This is a genomic window from Flammeovirgaceae bacterium SG7u.111 (genome assembly GCA_034044135.1).
Classification (GTDB): domain Bacteria; phylum Bacteroidota; class Bacteroidia; order Cytophagales; family Flammeovirgaceae.
Genome location: CP139021.1, coordinates 6,824,753 through 6,843,584, shown reverse-complemented (window position 1 = coordinate 6,843,584; position 18,832 = coordinate 6,824,753). Strand labels below are relative to the sequence as shown.

17 protein-coding genes and 1 riboswitch are annotated in these 18,832 nt (G+C 40.9%); of the genes, 7 read left to right on the top strand and 10 right to left on the bottom strand.

The window, feature by feature from the left end; all coding sequences use genetic code 11:
• Positions 1 to 391 precede the first annotated feature (391 nt).
• The 5 genes from R9C00_26380 (at position 392) to R9C00_26360 (ending at position 7,503) form a co-directional block, all read left to right on the top strand.
• Positions 392 to 874: a dihydrofolate reductase gene (locus R9C00_26380; GenBank protein WPO35227.1), complete on the top strand. Its 483-nt coding sequence runs from the start codon at positions 392 to 394 to the stop codon at positions 872 to 874.
• 153 nt (positions 875 to 1,027) lie between these two features.
• Positions 1,028 to 1,242: riboswitch (cobalamin riboswitch) on the top strand.
• A gap of 27 nt (positions 1,243 to 1,269) precedes the next feature.
• Positions 1,270 to 2,487: an ABC transporter substrate-binding protein gene (locus R9C00_26375; protein ID WPO35226.1), complete on the top strand. Its 1,218-nt coding sequence runs from the start codon at positions 1,270 to 1,272 to the stop codon at positions 2,485 to 2,487.
• Between the two features lie 74 nt (positions 2,488 to 2,561).
• Entirely contained in the window at positions 2,562 to 5,018 is a 2,457-nt protein-coding gene (locus R9C00_26370) for a TonB-dependent receptor (protein ID WPO35225.1), read from the top strand.
• Between the two features lie 394 nt (positions 5,019 to 5,412).
• A complete protein-coding gene (locus tag R9C00_26365) occupies positions 5,413 to 6,000 on the top strand; it encodes a cob(I)yrinic acid a,c-diamide adenosyltransferase (protein WPO35224.1) in 588 nt (195 codons plus the stop codon).
• A 168-nt stretch (positions 6,001 to 6,168) separates the two neighbouring features.
• Complete coding sequence (locus R9C00_26360) at positions 6,169 to 7,503, top strand: MFS transporter (protein WPO35223.1); 1,335 nt, start codon at positions 6,169 to 6,171, stop codon at positions 7,501 to 7,503.
• A gap of 161 nt (positions 7,504 to 7,664) precedes the next feature.
• Here R9C00_26360 and R9C00_26355 read toward each other — a convergent pair whose 3' ends face one another.
• From R9C00_26355 to pyrF, 8 genes are all read right to left on the bottom strand, one after another.
• On the bottom strand, positions 7,665 to 8,870 hold the full coding sequence (locus R9C00_26355; GenBank protein ID WPO35222.1) for a hypothetical protein: 1,206 nt from the start codon (positions 8,868 to 8,870) through the stop codon (positions 7,665 to 7,667).
• Between the two features lie 163 nt (positions 8,871 to 9,033).
• Positions 9,034 to 9,771, bottom strand: a complete 738-nt coding sequence (locus R9C00_26350) for a M15 family metallopeptidase (GenBank protein ID WPO35221.1) — start codon at positions 9,769 to 9,771, stop codon at positions 9,034 to 9,036.
• Positions 9,772 to 9,789: 18 nt separating this feature from the next.
• Positions 9,790 to 10,188 (bottom strand): hypothetical protein, encoded by a 399-nt coding sequence (locus tag R9C00_26345; GenBank protein ID WPO35220.1) that lies wholly within the window; start codon positions 10,186 to 10,188, stop codon positions 9,790 to 9,792.
• A gap of 62 nt (positions 10,189 to 10,250) precedes the next feature.
• On the bottom strand, positions 10,251 to 10,790 hold the full coding sequence (locus R9C00_26340) for an NUDIX hydrolase (protein ID WPO35219.1): 540 nt from the start codon (positions 10,788 to 10,790) through the stop codon (positions 10,251 to 10,253).
• Positions 10,791 to 11,062: 272 nt separating this feature from the next.
• Complete coding sequence (locus R9C00_26335) at positions 11,063 to 11,230, bottom strand: hypothetical protein (protein WPO35218.1); 168 nt, start codon at positions 11,228 to 11,230, stop codon at positions 11,063 to 11,065.
• A gap of 100 nt (positions 11,231 to 11,330) precedes the next feature.
• On the bottom strand, positions 11,331 to 11,789 hold the full coding sequence (locus R9C00_26330) for a RidA family protein (GenBank protein ID WPO35217.1): 459 nt from the start codon (positions 11,787 to 11,789) through the stop codon (positions 11,331 to 11,333).
• Positions 11,790 to 12,270: 481 nt separating this feature from the next.
• On the bottom strand, positions 12,271 to 13,278 hold the full coding sequence (locus R9C00_26325) for a GntG family PLP-dependent aldolase (GenBank protein ID WPO35216.1): 1,008 nt from the start codon (positions 13,276 to 13,278) through the stop codon (positions 12,271 to 12,273).
• 157 nt (positions 13,279 to 13,435) lie between these two features.
• Entirely contained in the window at positions 13,436 to 14,248 is an 813-nt protein-coding gene (pyrF, locus tag R9C00_26320; GenBank protein WPO35215.1) for an orotidine-5'-phosphate decarboxylase, read from the bottom strand.
• A 268-nt stretch (positions 14,249 to 14,516) separates the two neighbouring features.
• Between pyrF and R9C00_26315 the strand changes: the two genes are divergently transcribed.
• Positions 14,517 to 15,347, top strand: coding sequence for a hypothetical protein (locus R9C00_26315; GenBank protein WPO35214.1), 831 nt, complete (start codon positions 14,517 to 14,519; stop codon positions 15,345 to 15,347).
• Positions 15,348 to 15,653: 306 nt separating this feature from the next.
• Here the strand turns inward: R9C00_26315 and pfkA are convergent, their stop codons facing one another.
• Positions 15,654 to 16,628 (bottom strand): 6-phosphofructokinase, encoded by a 975-nt coding sequence (gene pfkA / locus R9C00_26310; GenBank protein WPO35213.1) that lies wholly within the window; start codon positions 16,626 to 16,628, stop codon positions 15,654 to 15,656.
• Between the two features lie 498 nt (positions 16,629 to 17,126).
• A complete protein-coding gene (locus R9C00_26305; protein WPO35212.1) occupies positions 17,127 to 18,323 on the bottom strand; it encodes a M20 family metallopeptidase in 1,197 nt (398 codons plus the stop codon).
• A 283-nt stretch (positions 18,324 to 18,606) separates the two neighbouring features.
• On the opposite strand from R9C00_26305, the gene R9C00_26300 reads away from it, so the two are divergent.
• The gene (locus R9C00_26300) at positions 18,607 to 18,831 is read left to right on the top strand and encodes a hypothetical protein (GenBank protein WPO35211.1); all 225 of its coding nucleotides are present in this window, start codon (positions 18,607 to 18,609) and stop codon (positions 18,829 to 18,831) included.
• The last annotated feature ends 1 nt before the right edge of the window (position 18,832 follow it).

Sequence of the window (18,832 nt, the reverse complement as noted above, 5' to 3'; positions counted from 1 at the left end):
ACTATTCATATAATTTACATCTTTTGCAATATTGATTTAACATTATAAATTTATTTTTTGTTTTCTTTCAATTGTTAATTATTGAACTTAGCTACTTTGCCAAATTTTAAACCAGTTACTTGGTAATTTGCCAACTATTAATCTTTTAGTAAATCACCCTGATATATGGCTGAGTAAGCTCAAAAATGTGGTATTATTCAAAGAATAAGTTGAATCAATCAAATACTATTCTTCTTCCTAAAACCTTGTGCAAAATATGAGGTTTTTAATGTTAAAGAAAGGTGTTTTTTTGGTAGTGAAAAATCTTTTTTTGTATGATAAAAAAGATTTGGAGGTCAGTTTCAATTTTTTAATTTATTCACCACTACAAAAAATCTTAATTGGTAAGCAAATGATTATTTCACTTATAGCAGCTATTTCGGAAAATTATGTTTTGGGTAAAGACAACAAATTGGTTTGGTCTATGCCGACCGACCAAGAGTATTATAAGAAAACTGTCGAAAACCATACCATAATCATGGGTAGGAAAACTGCCGAATCGTCAGATATGTTTTTTTCAAGTGTGAGAAATATCCTTATTACTCGTGATGTAAACTATGAAAAGGAAGGTTTTGAGACTTTTGGCGACCTGAAAGAAGCCGTTGATAGTTGTAAGGAGGAAGAAGTGTTCATCACTGGAGGTGAACAAATTTACCGCTTAGCACTCCCTTTGGCAGATAGGCTGTACCTCACCCGCATCCATCATAGCTTTGAGGGAGATTCCTTTTTCCCCAAGTTTGACGAAGCCGAATGGACACTCACTTCAGCGAAGCACTGCGAGCCAGATGAGCTGAACCCTTATCCTTTTACTTTTGAAATTTGGTCAAGAATATAAAATATCTGCTATTTTGGTATATTTTTTATTGAAATGTAATTGATTGTTTTTCAGTATATTGAGGATTGATTTGCTTCTTGTTTTTATAAAAAATGACAACAATCATCTTATTTTTTGAGCGAGGTAGAGTTGAATAATCCAAAAGGATATCTACATTTGCCCCTGTGTTGCGGTGGCTTTCTCTTCAAACACAAGAGAAAGCTTAAAAAGGGAAACCGGTTAGATTCCGGTGCAGCCCCCGCTGCTGTAACTCCACCAAAAGGAGTTGGCAAAGACCCAAGTCACTGTTCCAATTTTAAGCAATGGGATGGGAAGACCTGCCAATTTTAGGAGAAGCCAGAAGACCTACCCAGCACTTCATGTTTATTGCTTTCGGGGTGGAAGGCAGGGAAATTATGAAATTAATTCATTCAACAAAACTCAGGACAAAAAAGTCCGAACAGATGATTGGTGCAGGGTGTGCCAAGGCTGTGTTTTTGATTCTTTTCTTAGCACTCATCACATTTTCTTGCCAAAAGGACAAAACTGTTGTTCAAGAAAAATTAGAAGCTAAAAAAGTTACTCCAAAAATGGAGGTCAAGTATGCTACAGGTTTTGGTGTAGAATATTTTGAGGGCTATAAGCTTTTGCATGTTTTCCGCCCGTATCGCCACAAAAACGATACAGTTACTTATTTGCTATACCCTCGAGGAACAGAAAAACCTGTTGGTTTTGAAGGGGTTCCAAGTATTCAAACTCCCGCCAAACGAATCATTACGCTTTATAGCCCCCATGTAGCTCAAGTAGATTTTGTAAATGAAACTTCTGCATTGGTAGGTATTTCAAGTGCCAAATACTTAGTGAACGAGAAGGTGAGAAAAATGATAGCTGAGGGGAAAATAGCTGAGGTGAATAATTCTGGCTCGCTCAATGCTGAAATAGTCTTGTCGTTAGAAGCAGATTTTATCATGGCTTCTGGTACCTCATCATCAGAATTTGATCACTTTGAAAACATAATGCAAAACGGAACACCCGTGGTTTACCAATCGGGCTGGATGGAAAGCAGTATGCTTGCCCGTGCCGAATGGGTGAAAATGGTTGCAGCCTTATTCGATAAGGAAGAGCTGGCCAATCAAAAGTTTGACAAGATCGAAAAGAAGTATAAAGACCTGGTTGCACTTGCTGCTGACGTAGATTATAGACCTAAAGTGATTTCAGGTTTGCCTTTCAAAGGAGTATGGTATGTTGGTGCTGGCAATACCTATGCAGGAAAGTTGCTGAAAGATGCGGGTGCGGACTGGCCTTGGGCTAGCGATACTTCGGGTGTGAGCTTAAGGCTCGATATAGAAGCGGTTTATCCTCACGGTCTTGAGGCCGATTACTGGATAAATATTGGCTATATGGGATCTAAGAAGGAAGCAATGGATGTAGATTCAAGGTTTGCAGAGTTCAAACCTGTAAAAAACGGTAATTTGTATAACAACCGTAAACGCATCAGTCCCTACAATGAAGGCAATGATTATTGGGAGTCTGGAACGCTCAACCCTCACTTGGTACTCAGCGATATGATCAAGATTTTCCACCCAGAATTACTGCCCGATTACGAATTGTACTACTACAAGAAACTTCAATAAGTTTTTACTCAAGCCGCACATGTTGCGAGCAAACTATCCTTACTTTTTTCAATTTAATTAAATACTCATTTTAGATGAAGACTGAAAATCTACTATTAGGTTATAAGAAATTTACCAACTTGTTTTTGGGCCTGTTACTGACTGGTTTGGTTAGTCTCTTTCCCAGTTCAGTATCGGCTCAGAGCAGGTTAGTCAATGGAACGGTGATGTCGGAAGACAATTTGCCTATTCCAGGTGTAAATGTATTGGTAAAGAGCACCACCATTGGTGTAATTACCAATGCAGATGGAAAATTTGCCATCAACGTGCCTCAAGGGTCAACGATATTGGTGATTAGCCATGTAGGCTTTACCAGCCAAGAAGTAGAACTGGGTGATGATTTGCAGATCACCCTCAAAGAAGGCGGGCAATTATTAGATGGGGTTGTGGTAACAGCCAACAGAACGGGAGCGTATATCAAAGATGTTCCCCAGCGTGTAGAAGTTATTTCTGCCAAAACCATTGAAAATACAGTAGCAGCTGACCTTACCGATGTGCTAAAGAAAAATGCAGGAGTAGATGTGGTACAGTACCCTGGTATGCTTTCTGGCGTAGGTATCCGTGGTTTCCGTCCTCAGTTTAGCGGGTTGAACCAGCGCACCTTACTCTTGATAGACGGAAGACCTGCCGCAGCAACCAACCTAGCCCTTGTAGACATGAACAATGTAGAGCGAGTAGAAGTCTTGAAAGGACCAGCTTCGGCGCTTTACGGCGCACAAGCAATGGGAGGTGTTATCAACCTTATTACCAAAAAAACGCGAGGTAAAATTAGTGGTAACGCCTATGGAGGGTACGGTTCGTACAATACCTTCAACTTTGGAGGAAGTGTTGGGGGAAATATTACTGAAAAACTCGATTTTGATGCGAGTATGAATTATTTCAACCAAAATGATGATTTCAAAATGGGTGGAGGAAATGTGTTCAGAGATGCTTTTGGCTGGGATGAAGCAACACAGCATTTCAGAGCAAATGATTCTACTGCAACAGTGATGGATAACCGTGGAGATGGAGAAACAAGAGCACATACGAACTATAATAAAATTGCTGGAGCACTTCGCCTTGGTTATCGGTTGAACAGCAACTGGAGGATAGATGTAAAGGGAGATATGTTGATAGCCAATGATGTGAACAGCCCTGGTGACATTGCCGATGAAGATAAATACCCCGGCTTGAAAGATGTTGCAAGAAATTCTTACGACGTGAATGTAACGGGTAAGCTAAATCAAAATAATGAACTGAGCATCACAGGGTTTATTGGTACGGAATCTTCAGCTCGGTACGAGGTTTATGAATCGAACTGGACTACAGGCGAAGTTGATGCGATAGATCCATACAAATCGGCAGATAATACCAACGATTGGAAAGGTTTTCAGGTGAAAAACAGGACTACTTTTGGCAAGCACTTGCTCACGGTAGGATTGGATCACAACAATGCTAGCTACACTTCAGAAAGATTTGCCGAAGACGGAACGGGTATTGCCCCTTACAATCCAAATTATGCTTATATCTCAACAGGCGTTTATGCACAGGCACAATTCAATTTGCTAAATGATAAACTGATTGCCCAACTGGGTGCGCGCTACGAAATGGTGCAATACGATTTCAAGAAGACAGACCTGATAGAGAATGAAGATAGGAATCAGGATATCAACATGTTTAACCCAAGTTTGGGCTTGAATTACAAACTACTACCTGATCTTAGCCTAAAAGCTACTTATGGAAAAGGCTTCACACCTGCTTCGGTATTCAATGTAGCTGGCTACAGCGAAAGCAGTGTATGGGGCAAGCCGGGTAATGTAAATATCACAAAAGGAAATCCCGATTTGAAAAATCCAGAAAGCGCCACCGTTGACCTTGGCTTTACCTATGACGGTTCTGCCAAAAATGGATTCCTATTAAGCGCTACTTATTTCAACACGAAGTTCAAAAACAATGCTTTGGAAGAAGTGACTTACCCAACTGGAATAGAATTGACCCCAGCGGGCGACACTATTGCATCGGTTACTTCTTACATCAATGCAGATAAAAGTACCTTGAGCGGATTGGAAATGAACATCGCATTTGACTTTGGTTCGTTGGCGGCAAATAGCTATTCTTTGAGAGTATTTGCCAACCCAGTATTTATCCTTGAATCGAAAGAGATTGCCGACCACTATGGCGTGAGCGAACCAATTGAGACAAACATGCACAACGTAGCCAAAGAGAACATCAACTTTGGGATAGAGTTCGATAATCTGAAGAAGATATCAGTAGGCTTAACGGGGCGCTATGTGGGCAACCGCTACGACCGTGATTGGAGTAGCTACAGCCAATACATAGAGATTGAATATCCTCCATTTATGACTCTCGATTTAAGAGCAGGCTACCGTTTCACACCTTCTCACGAAGTAGTGCTACAAGTAGCTAATCTTACCGATGAGAACTATTACGAGAAACGTGGCTACAACCTAATGGGAAGGAATTTCATGGCAAAATATCGTTTTAGGTTCTAAAAGAATAAGAAGTCACTTTAACAGAAACTAAAAGCTCAAACAGCTTCTAACGATTTTATAAATAATTTATATCCAAATTTACTCCTGGGTCGCTCTGCAGCTCAGGAGTTTTTTCGATTTGAAAAAATGCTTGTTTTAAGAAAAGAATACTTCGCAGGTGAAACCAGTTACTTTAGGAAACTTCTTCAAGTAGTTTGGGCTAAAGCCAAAATTATTTTGCACTTGAACGGGACTTCTAGCAATGGGTTTTATCCATAAACTATAAGCCGTTTTAAAATTTTTAAAAAACTAGTAACAAGGAACTAGAAACCAGCAACCATTCGTAAAGCTTAAAGAAATTTTGTGAGTTGCAGTTTCTTGAAATAAGAATTAGAAAAGAAAAAACCATAAACCAATGAAAGTATATACAAGAAAAGGCGACAAAGGCATGACCGGTGTTTTTGGCGGTAAAAGGGAAAGAAAAGATTCTGCCCGCATAGAATGTAATGGTACACTCGACGAGGCAAACTGCACCATAGGGATGTTGAGGGCAAAGCTTGGCCCTGACCATGAGTGGCAAACCGGCTTGCACAAAATCCAAAAAGATCTGATGGACATGATGTCCCACCTCGCCAGGCCTTCCGACTCAAACAAAGAAAACAAAAACGACAAGCCAGTAGATGGTCCTGAGTTTTGTGAGAAATGGATAGACGAGCTAGAAGCAGGCATGGGCGAACCTTCCGATTATTTTATTTTACCTGGGGGCAATGAAGTTTCAGCCTTGTGCCACCTTTGCCGCACCCAGATCAGGCGTGGAGAACGAAGGTTGGTGACCCTCGCTTTCGAAGATCCCGACTGCGTAGAAGAATACATTGTTGCGTATGTCAACCGACTTTCAGATTTGTTTTTCATCATGGCAAGGGCGGAAATGGACAAAGTGGGCGTAGCCGAAGAAAAATGGAAACTCTTCCTTTACAAGCGATTTAGGAACAGCAAGGCGTAGAGACGCCCAATCTGGGCGTCTCAAATAAGGTATAGGTAAAATCCCATATTAACGACGTTACTTCAAGTAACGTCGTTAATTTTTTCGCCCAACCCGCTACCCGAAACTTGAAACCCGTAACTTTCTTCCTATATTTCGGGGGTTAATCCAAACAAAACCTTTTAAAACGTGAACCAACCCTCTGAAACTGCGGCAATGCCACTCAACGATAAGAAAACCATAAACGCGTGGTGTTCTTACGATTGGTCCAATTCGGTATACAACCTTACTATCACCGCGGCAATCTTCCCCGTTTATTATAGCGCAACTACCAGGGAAGCCTTTGGTGGGGATATGCTCAATTTCTTTGGTTTGGAGATTAAAAACACGGTGCTCTATACCTATGCCATTTCTTTCTCCTTCCTCATCATCGTTTTCTTATCGCCCATTCTTTCGGGCATAGCCGATTATAGTGGAAGGAAAAAGTTTTTCATGCGGCTTTTTACCTACACAGGTTCATTGGCTTGCTTGGCGCTTTATTTTTTCCACGGGGGGAATATCGAATATGGTATCACCTGTGCTGTGCTTGCTAGTGTGGGCTATGCCGGTGCATTGGTGTTCTACAATGCCTTTCTGCCTGAAATAGCTACTCCAGATCGACTTGATAGGGTTAGTGCCAAGGGCTTTTCCATGGGCTACATCGGTAGCGTAATTTTGTTGGTAGCCAATTTGGTCTTGATCATGAATTATGAAGCGTTTGGGATAGCGAGTACGGGTGAGGCTACTCGCTTGGCTTTCTTACAAGTAGGCATTTGGTGGTTTTTGTTTTCCCACATTGCTTTTAAGTATCTGAAAGACAGACCAACGGGGAATAAACTTTCCAAAAAAGTAATAGGCAAAGGCTTTGAAGAGCTTACAGAAGTACTGGCTCAGCTCAGAAGCCGACATGTTTCCATCCGTTTTCTTACCGCCTTTTTCTTCTACAGCATGGGTGTACAAACCGTTATGTTGCTCGCTCCACTTTTTGCCGAAGCCGAAATAAATATGCAAAGTGACAAGCTCATTATGGTGGTCTTGCTCTTGCAAATAGTAGCCGTGCTAGGGGCGTATGTTTTTGCTTTTATTTCTGAGAAAAAAGGCAACAAATTTTCCCTGATGCTCGCCGTGTTGATTTGGATGGGCGTTTGTGTAGGAGGATATCTACTCCAAGAGGAATACCAATTTTTCATATTGGCAGCTGTGCTAGGTTTTGTGATGGGAGGGGTACAATCACTTTCCCGCTCCACCTACTCCAAGCTTATCCCCGAAACCTCCAAAGACACCGCCTCTTTCTTTAGCTTCTACGACATCACCGAAAAAGTAGCCATCGTCATCGGTACCTTCTCCTACGGCTTCATAGAACAACTCACAGGCAGCATGCGTAACAGCCTCTTAGCCATGATCATCTTCTTTATCCTCGGGGCAGCCTTCTTGGCAACAGCCAACATGGGCTTTATGAGGAAGGGGGCAAAAGCAGTTGTGTGATTTTTTTAGCCGCATTCATGCCGCTCGGCTCCAGCCGAGTGGCAACTATTTCGGTAGCCTCAGGCTACCTTGGGCGAGGACGCCCGAAAATATTCCTCACTTGGCAGGGTCGAGCGAGAGATGATTCTTAAGTCCAAGCTTGGGGGCAAAGCGTGATTTGATTACTTCCAGACTTGGATGGTTTCTTTAGAAATAAAGGAGTAATCTTGGTTGTTTAAATAAAACTCTTCCCATTTGCGAATCTTAAGAATACTATCCTCAATGCTCAAAATATTGATATGTGTATTTGGAATGGAGTAAAAGTACTCATTATCAACCTTGCGATGGTTGTAAAGTGATAATATTGTACCGTTAGGGTATAAATGCCAAGAACCCTCTTGAATAATTGTTCCTCCTTTTAACAGTTGAAAACTTTTATTGGAGTCAAATCTATAGCTTAAAATATTGCTATGTAAATCATCCTCCTTTAAAGTTAAATCAGGGTTTATTGAAGTGAGTCCATACATCGTTCCAAGGTCCAATTCATTTTCTATGATTTTAGCTTCTGAAATATTCCATCTCTTTGAAGTTAGAATAAGCCGTACGCTATTCCAATAGTCTGATTGATAAGTTTTCTGCTTGAAAGTCACATTTGCTTTTTTCCCCTTATACCAAGCACTAGTAGTTAAAGAACTATCAGTCATTGAGGTAATATAAAACGTTTCATAGGTATAATAGTGATTATAAATATCTCCTATTTGCAAAATGAAGGTATCACCATTTTGAACTAAGTTCCAATTCCAGTTCATTGTTTCTTGGTATTTTCCATTTGTATATTGATGGACTGTACATTGATACTCTGTGTCGTAAGCATCTATATAGCCTTTACTAATGCTTTTATTAAAACTAAATTCTACTTCATAATGCATGCTATCGATTTCATATATCCAATAATTGTTCAGTAAGAAAAACTTCATTTCATCGGTAGAAGAATAAATTTTTGATTGAGGGATAGGGATATATCTTATGAAGAAACTATTACTGCTATCAGAAGTAGAAGAATGATATTGAATAACTAAGCTATCTTTTGACTGAAAAAGAATATCATGTAGGTAGACTTTATTCTTTTTGCTTATATGTTTGAATTGTTTTTCAGAAGTGAATTCAATTGACTCTTCCTCTAACCAGTTCCCTCTGAAATTATGATATTCAGCAGTTGTATCATTTTTAAAATTGAAACCAATGTTGTACCCATCAAGTAGTTTGGGTTCAAGGCTTTCTCCATCCTCCTCCACAAAAACAGGAATCCAAGTCTTACCGTAAAAGTCGTTTTTACAGCCTGTAAGGGTTATCGCTAAAAATAGAAATATTAAAAAATGGGTTTTCATAATTAAAATTATTTACAAGCCGCTCGGCTCCAGCCGAGTGGCAACTATTTTGGTAGCCTCTGGCTACCTTGGGCGAGGACGCCCGAAAATATTCCTCACTCGACAGAGCCGAGCGAGAGTTAAGTTAAACCTGTAACTCGTAACCTGAAACTCGCAACCTGAACTACTCACACTCAAAAGATTCATTCAAAATATTGTAATGCCCATCTCGGTAGGAGTAGTGCCACCATTCGGAGGTGATGGGGTCGAAGCCGAATTTTGCTAGACTTTCTTTGAGATAGATTCTCCTTTCCAACACCTCTTTGGGCAGGTCTTGGTAGGCGTGGTGGGAGACTTGCCCGAAGAAATCGTAAGGCGAGCCCATTTCCAGTTCGTTTCCTTCTGTGTCGGTCAGGCTTAGGTCTACGGCAGCACCACGGTTGTGCATGGAGCCTTTGGCGGGATCAGCCACATAGCGTGGATCGGATACGATCTCCCACATTTTCCACTGGATAAAGTTTGGTCGGTACGTATCAAAGAGCTTTACCTTGTAGCCTTCTCCTTCGAAAAATTTCGCCGCTTCTATAAGGGCAAGGGCTGGTTTTTTGCGAAGCAAACATTTCTCACATTCGTACAATACCTGCTTGGTGAAGTTATCGGTAGTGGCATATTTCACATCGAGAATAAAGGCAGGATGTAGCTTTTTCAAATCCACCAATGCCGTGTCTGAAAGTAGTTCGATGGACTTCCAATAGGCGAGGGAATCTTGGTTGAGTTCCGAAGCAGTTTCGGTTTCCTGCACTTGGGCTGAATCAATTTCTATTGTCTTTGTTTCTTCTACCAAGCCTGCTTTTTCTTCTTTCTTACAAGAGAAAAGAAAAAGAATGGACATGAACAATGAGAGAGAGAGAGTCTTTTTCATAGTTGTGGTTGGGTAAAATTATTTTTTGCTTCCTACTTGACTTGGGGTGGTCATAAAAACATAACCGTAGCAAATGCCAAAAATAGCATATATTACTGTGAGTGCGATGACGATTTCGCGATGTGATTGGATGTTAGTAACCATTTTGATCAAGGCAAGTGCGCCTACGATGAAGTGCGTCATATTTCCAATGGCAACTGGCCTGCTGTAAATTCCGCCGATCAGGTTGTCCTTAGCCATCCAGTTTAATATGGCAAATCCCAAATATAAGGAGCTAAGAAGCTGTAAGGGAAGCGCAGATATGGCGTCTGATCCGATATTTAGGTACTGGGCAATTTCAGCGGGTAAAAATGATAAGGCAATTCCCACCATGCCTAAGGTGAAGGCACTTGAGATCATTAGAATTTTGGTGTTCATAGCAGAGGGTCAGTTTGTTATTGAGGTAAATTAGTTAATTATTTTAGAGAATCAACTTCATATCAAAGCACTCCTTTCATTTTGGCTAAGCTATAGGCACAGAGCGTGGTTGCATCTTTTATGGTTCCATCGGTAAGCATCTTTTCAAATTCCTCTATGCTGAACTTAGAAGTGATCAAATCCTCTTCTTCCGATTCCAATTCGGTCTCGTTTTGAGTCAAATCAGTTGCCAAAAAAATATGATAACCTTGGCTAGAATATCCGTAAGCCAAATATTGATGCCCAACGTACTTCATGTTGCTTGACGTAAGTCCCGTTTCCTCTTTCAGTTCTCCAATGGCTATTTCTTCTGGTCTTTTATCAGTTTCCAATTCCCAAGAGCCTTGGGGAAATTCCCAAAATCTCTTTTCCACAGGATACCTGTATTGCTCTACCAAATGGACATAACCATCTTGGTAGGGGATGATCACAACGAAATCTGGCTTGTCCACTACACCAAAAATTCCTTCTAAACCGCTTGGGCGTTGAACTTTATCTTCTCTCACCGACATCCAGCGATTTTTATAGACTACTTTGGAGCTTAGTTGTTTTAGTTCTGACATGTTATTGTTGGGTTTGTATTGAAGTAATGTTTCTTTTAAGATAGGTCTATTATAAAATCTTGAAGGTAGGGACAAAACTAGAAATTCCAAAGGGTGGTATGCGTTGAATTGCCAGATTAAGATAGATAAGTCCACGCTTCTATTTAACATAATGTGAAAATTGCCCAAGCTATATTTTGGAACATATTCTCTGTTTGTTATCCTATGTAGAAGATTATTTTGTAAATTCAGTAATGACTGATGTCTTTTTGCTCGTCTAAACGTCTTTACACTCAGTCTATTCGTTCATCGGCTCGGTTTGTACTTCTTTTCACTCGGTCTGTGCGTCCAAGGACTCGGTTTGTACTTCTTTTCACTCGGTCTGTGTGTCCAAGGACTCGGTCTGTACTTCTTTTCACTCGGTCTGTGTGTCCAAGGACTCGGTCTGTACTTCTTTTCACTCGGTCTGTACGTCCAAGGACTCAGTCTGTACTTCTATTGGCTCAGTCTGTATGTCCGAGGACTTACTTTGTAGGTCTTTACTCTCCTTCTGTAAAACCGTTAGCCTATTGTAGTAAATGAAGTAGTAAGCCCAACACTAAAATTTCTTGGTAGCTTTTCTACACCAAAAATAGCCCTCGAATGTTGCCCTTTCTCTTCCAATACTTTTACGAATAAGTCGGAGGCTCCATTGACTACTTTAGGCGAATCATCCCAATCCTTACCCGATTGGAAATATGCATCAATATGGTTGAGGCCTACTATATTGTCAAACCCAATTTTGTTTTCAACCTGTGCCAAAACATTGAGTGCGCATAATTCCATTGCCTTATAGCCTTGCTCTGTTGTAAGCTCATCTCCTAATCGCCCTGTGTACAAAAACTCCTCATTTAGTATGGGGAATTGGATAGCGATATATGCGATATTCCCTCTGACATTTACAGAGGTATAACTACCCCCAGGAGTTGAAACATTGGGCAATGAAAGCTGATACTTTTCTAGGTTGTCTTTAAGGCTCATGTCTAAAGGTAGTTAGTTTAAAAAAGTTGTTTCAGAATAGAAATCATTTAAACTTTTTCACTGGTTATAGATGTAATGCAGTGATTAGGTGCTTATTTACAGAGCCTAGTTTAGGCTAAAGCCAAATCGTTTTCTTTTGAACGAGGCTTAATTAAGATTGACTAATTAACCGTCATTTTTGTAAAGATGTTTAGAGAAAACCCTGTAGGGGTTTCATAATTGTAGTAATTAGCATAAACATTCTATCAACCCCGTGAGGGGTTGCAGAAACCTACATTTTACACAAATTCTGCAACATACCGCCGAAATGCGGGACAGGCTCTACGGCGTTGTTTTCATCTGCTTGGCCAAATCTACAATAATGGAACCTCTACGAGGTTCTTTTACATCTAATAAAATCTCCAAACGGGATAGCTTGCAATGTTGCAGATGGGCCACAAGCTACTATTAGACATAATAATTATGTCGCTTAAAACAAATCCTACATTCCCCTTAAAATATTAATAGCCTTTTCCAGTTTTTCATCGTCAATATCTAAGTGGGTTACAAACCTGACTAGGGTAGGGCCAAAAGTTACCGAGCCTATCCCCATCTCTTTGAGTTGCTGAACCATTTCCTTGGCATCGTCCACCTCAAAAATTACAATGTTGGTATCTATAGGATACACAGAGCGAACAAAATGAAGCATCTTCAACGTCTCGCCCAAGGTTTTTGCCCGTTCATGGTCTTCCTTCAATCGTTCAATATGATGGTCGAGGGCGTAGATACCTGCCGCTGCCAAATAGCCTCCTTGCCGCATTCCTCCTCCCATCACTTTTCGGATTCGAAGTGCTTTTGGATAATTAGCTTCACTCATAAGCAAAACAGAAGCAGCAGGTGCTCCCAAGCCTTTGGAAAGGCAGATAGAAATAGTATCGAAGTATTTTCCGTATTCCTTCGGGTCTTCTCCTGTCTCTACTAGCGCATTGAAAACTCGTGCGCCATCGAGGTGGAGATACAAGTTGTTTTCTTTGCAAACCTTACTAATCGCCGCAATTTGGGGCAGTGTATAATAACTACCCCCTCCTTTGTTCATCGTATTTTCTAGGGCTACAAGGGTGGTGCTTGGTTGGTGGATATCATTGGGGTTGATATTTTCCAAGACCATATCTGCCGTCATAATCCCCTTTTTTCCATGGACTAGGCGTGTGCTCACCGAAGAATTGAAAGCAATGCCCCCGCCTTCATAGTTGTAAATATGGGCAAGCCTATCGCAAATAAGCTCTTCCATAGGGTTGGTGAGCAGCTTAATAGCAATTTGGTTGGTCATAGTGCCCGAGGGGCAGTAAAGCCCTTTTTCCATCCCAAACATCTCTGCCAGCCTTTGTTCCAGCTTCTGAATGGTCGGGTCTTCGCCAAACACATCGTCGCCCACTTCGGCGGTCATCATTGCCTGCAACATGCCTTCGGTGGGCTTGGTAACTGTATCGCTTCTAAAATCTATGAACATGGGTTTTCTTCAACTGGTAAGAATCTTGAATAATTTAGTTTTACTTGGTTCAGCTAAGCTTGCTTATAAGTAGGTGGCAGTTTCTGGTTGCTTGTTACTAGTTGCTAGATTTTCTTTTTTTAACCAGCAACTAGAAACAAGCAACTAGTAACCAGTTTTACAAATACTTCTCTAAATACACGGCCATTTCTTCTTGTAGTGCTTTGGCTGCTTTGCCTGCCTCCTGCGCAAAGTCTTCTCCGTTTGAGGCATAGATAATTCCACGAGAAGAGTTGACTAGTAGGCCACAAGAACTATTCATTCCATATTTTGAGACATCCTCTAGGCTACCGCCCTGTGCGCCTACGCCTGGTACTAAGAAAAAATGATCGGGCACAATTTCCCTCACATCTTTCAGATATTCGGCTCGGGTTGCCCCAATCACATACATAAGCTGGTTAGCTGTTCCCCAATGCTTGCTGGTGTCGAGCACGTTTTGGTAAAGTTGGTAATCGCCCGTTTCGAGATTTTGGAAATCCCTGCTGCCAATGTTAGAAGTCAAGGCCAGTAAGATTACCCACTTGCCATCAAACTCTAGAAAAGGAGTAACCGAATCGCTGCCCATGTAGGGGGAAACCGTGATGGAGTCGAAGTCCATTTGCTCAAAAAATGCCTTTGCATACATTTTAGAAGTGTTTCCAATGTCCCCACGCTTCGCATCGGCTATGGTGAACTGATCTTTTGGGATGTATTCTAAAGTTTTTTCCAAGGTTTCCCAGCCCTTTGTTCCCATAGATTCGTAGAAGGCAATATTTGGTTTGTAGGCCACGCAGTAATCGGCAGTGGCATCTATTATTTGTTTGTTAAATTCGAAAATAGGGTCTTTTTCCTTGAGCAAATGTGGGGGGATCTTGCTAAGGTCGGAATCTAGCCCAACACAGAGGTAGGATTTTTTTCTAAGTATGTTGGAAAATAAGGTTTGCTTATCCATGAGTACTTGTTTTTTGATCGAATAGAATACAGTTTTTTTGCTTTGCTGCAAATGTAAGGATAAGCAAATTACCTTGGAGAGGGTAAAGATGTTTTTAAGTATTTTGGGAGGATGTTTGGCTTTGGGCGACTAATACTACGTACAAATAAATAAAGGCTGTGTGCTAGAAGGGCTGAAGGTCAGGTTTTTCTCAAAAAATTAGTAGATTTAAACTAAGCCCCTTTAATTGCTCTACCATCCTTTTTTCTCTAACCTTAAAGCTAGCAACATGATAAAAAATAGTTACTACTTCGCTATTATTAGTTTTTTTCTCCTTTTTACTTTTTCCAACCAGCTAAATGCACAAGTAAAGTCGACCAATAAGAGCTTAGAAAGCTTTATTTATGGTTTTTCGAAGGCATATTCCGATTTGGCAAAAACCAAGAAGAAGGAAACAGTACTCCAATACTTTCACAAAAAATCTACGGTAGATATCACTTTTGTGAACATAGCCAACCGAACTAATGTGATGCGAGGAGGGTATGAAAACTTTGCAGACCACCTCGATAATATGGTGCGAGATGAAGGGATCTCAATTTCGCACAAGGTAGGTGATATTTTAAACACCATCGTGAGAGATGATATCGGGATAGCTTCTTATGTAGACCATTATTCTATTTCCCAGTCGGGGAGTATGCTGGTGAAGGGTACGCAGTTGGTCAATATTATTTGTAAGAAAATAGCAGGTGAGTGGAAATGCATCCATTATTCCATCATAGAGATAGAAGATGAGAAAATCAAAGGAATTTGCCTTTGCGAGCTATTTGAAAGTATGGGGAAAGAAGCGGAATATGTATCGAAAACAACTTTGCCAAGGGGAAGTAACTATGCCACCACGCTCGATAATTTTGTGTTCCGAACCGTAGCCGATGGCAAAATGGTGAGGACTGGGCACAGTATTTACAAATGGGACAAGTCTGGGAAAGTATTTAAGCAAGAAGAAGAGGGGGTAAAGATGGAAATGCTGGGTACAACGCTCGACCACGACGAGGTAATCAAGATCATCTTAGAAGAAGATATCTATTCGGAAAATTGTACGAGTATAAAGGTGAAGTCTTGATTAGTAGAATGTATAAATTAGGAGCAAGGCAAGGAATAACTTAATGCCCCAGAAAACTAGTTTATGGAGATTAAGAGAAGCTAGAGAATAGATGAACTGACACAGTATCTTAGGATCAAAAATAGGTTTTCCAAAAAAAGAAAAAAGCTGGCGCGAGCGTCTCGCTCGTGCCGAAACCATAATTTCAAGCATCCGCTTGAATTGCCCCCGAGTTAGTGTATCAATTCAGAATAGATGTTAGAAAAAAATGTTTTTTGGAGTTTTACTTTTTTCTAACATCCAACCTCCAGTCTCTTTTTTTAGAACCTAAATACTCAAGATGTTCACCATCTTGATCAGGTCGTGGTTCAAGGCTTTTTTCTTGTTGATGCTGTCATGGAAGGTAGTATATTCTATCTTGTCGTTAATGATACCTGCCATCACGTTTGACCTTCCTTCCATAAGCCCTTCTACCGCGGCAAGCCCCAAGCGACTAGCCAAAATTCTGTCGATGGCAGTAGGCGCTCCACCACGCTGTACATGACCCAGTGAAGTCATACGGATATCCATATTAGGCAGCATTTCTTTTGCCTTTACCGAGATGTAGTGCGCATCGCCAATTTCTTCTCCTTCTGCTACTATCACTATAGAAGAAGATTTGTGGTGACCGCCTCTATTTTTTAAGGTTTCTATCACGCCGTCAAGGCTATCGGTTGGGTTTTCAGGGATCATTACCAGCTCAGCACCTCCACCAATACCCGTTTGGATGGCTATGTAGCCAGAGTCGCGACCCATTACTTCTACAAAGAACACTCGGTCGTGCGAGTCGGCCGTATCCCTGATTTTATCAATAGCATCGAGGGCTGTATTTACCGCAGTATCGAAGCCTACGGTATAATCAGTACCGTACAGGTCATTATCAATCGTTCCCGGAACGCCGACAGTAGGAATCCCAAATTCTCTATGAAAAATCTCTGCCCCAGTGAATGTACCGTTGCCTCCAATAGCCACAATGCCTTCTATTCCTCTTTTCTTGATGTTTTCGTAGGCTTTTTTTCTGCCCATTTTGGTACGAAACTCCTCAGATCTTGCTGATTTGAGCATGGTACCGCCTCTTTGGATAATATTGCCAACGTCTTTGGTGCCAAGGGGAATGAAGTCATCTTCGATCATCCCTTTGTAACCTCTTATGATTCCGTAAACTTCGAGGTGGTTATAAACGGCTCCTCTTACTGCTGCCCTAATGGCTGCGTTCATGCCGGGGGCGTCCCCACCTGATGTGAATACTGCTATTTTTTTCACTGGTTTTAAATTTTATAACTAACCAAAATTGATTTTGATACAAAGTGTCTCTTGTTCTTAGTGCATGTTGTAATGCACCCTTATCAAAGCGAAATAAATCCGATTCTTCTACTTAAGTAGATAACAAACACAAACCTACAAAAATCTATGAAAGAAGAAATTTTATAGCATTGATTGTGGATGGAATTAATAGCTACTATGTGTAGGGTTTACTAAATTATCGGATACTACGTATGTGAGTTTATGATGATGAGAAAAACTAAGCCTTTGGAGGATAGAGTTTCTGAGTCGCGATAACTAGTAACAGCTTACTTTGTTTAAGAGGTTTTAGTGAATGTTTTGAAGTCAATATGGACTTTAGAACACAAGGAAATAGCTCTCTCTATGTAAGTGTTTTTTTATTTATTGGCTTGGCAAAAAAAGTGAAAAAATGCGGAAATTGAAATTTATGTTTATTGCTTTTCCAATTGAGTCCGCATTTGTTTCATATTTTGAGCTTTAGTCTTCGCTGTGAAGTTCCGAAATAGCTAGCCAAGCCATAAGCCCCGCCCCAACTTCAAGGGCATCTTCATCAATATTGAAGGTAGGGGTATGAACTCCCGAAACTATTCCCTTCTCTTCGTTCCTTGTCCCTAACCTATAAAAGCAAGCGTCAATTTCCTGAGAATAGAAAGAAAAGTCTTCTGCTGCCATCCAGATATCTAAATCTACCACGTTTTCTTCGCCCATGTATTCCTCGGCAGCTTTTCTCATTTTGTGGGAAAATTCAGGGTGGTTGCTCAAAAAAGGATAGCCATGAACGATATTCACATCTACCTCAGCGCCCATCGATTCGGCAATGCTCCCGGCTATTTTTTTGATGCGCTTTTTTGCCTCGGCTCTCCATTCTTCATCTAGGGTTCGGAAAGTACCAGCTACTTCTACCGTGTTAGGGATTACGTTGGTAGCTCCATCAGCTATGATTCTTCCAAAAGAAAGCACTGAGGGGATTTTTGGGTCGGCATTTCGGCTCACTACCTGCTGTAAAGCAACGATGATGTAGGCAGTGGTCAATACTGGGTCGATCAATTTATCGGGCATGGCTGCGTGGCCGCCTTTTCCTTTCACCGTAAGGTAAATCTCATCGGCACTAGCCATGTAAATTCCTTCTCTGAAACCAACTTTTCCTACGGGAATAAGTGGCATTACGTGCTGTCCTAATATTCTTTTGGGTGCTGGGTTTTCCAATACACCTTCTTTTATCATCATTGAAGCCCCGCCCGGTGCTTTTTCTTCCCCAGGTTGGAAAATGAGCTTTACCGTTCCTTCAAAATCATCCTTTACTTCGCTTAGCACCTTGGCTACGCCCAATAGCGATGAGCTGTGTACATCGTGCCCGCAGGCATGCATCACGCCCTCTTTTTTTGATTTATAACTTATATCGTTGGCTTCTTTTATAGGAAGAGCATCGATATCTGCCCTTAAAGCAACAGTTTTTTTGTCAGGGTTTTTCCCTTTTACCAGAGCGACTACACCCGTACCAGCTACGCCTTCTTGTGGCTCTAGCCCATAAGACCTCAACTTCTCTGCAATGAACTTTGCCGTCTCAACTTCTTCAAACGATAATTCAGGATGGCTGTGGATATGCCTTCTGTTTGCTATTATTTCCCCAATATTCTCCGATACTACTTGTTTGATCCTATTGCTAAGTTCCATCTTATTCAGTTCTGTATTTGTTCAAGCTGCCAAATTAGCAAAGGTAAGTTGAATTTAGGGTTAAATTTTAGGAAATTAGGTACAAGAAACTGAAGCTTAGGAGTTAGAAAAAAAAGAGGTTTTAAGGAAAATTATATAGAACGATATTACTGATCCCCGATTGAATAGGATAATTAGATGTTTTTCTCGAATTCAAAAAAAAAATCGGCTTCTAGTCAACATTTTCCCGAAAAATACGCTTTATCTAAAAAACAGACTACCAATAATTTAAACCATTTCAATTATGATAACTGATTACCTAATCATATTCATCCTGTCCTTTGTGGTGGTGATTTATATCATCATTAAGGCATTGAAGGAAGATGCCGCTACTGATGGGAACAGTGGAAGTGACAATGGTGGCGGTGATTGGGGAAGAGGGGAAACTCCTCCCGTAATAGATTTGCCTCCAGGGATTTCATGGCCTGTAGATGCCCCAAGAGGCATCAAAGACGATCGTCCCGTATAGC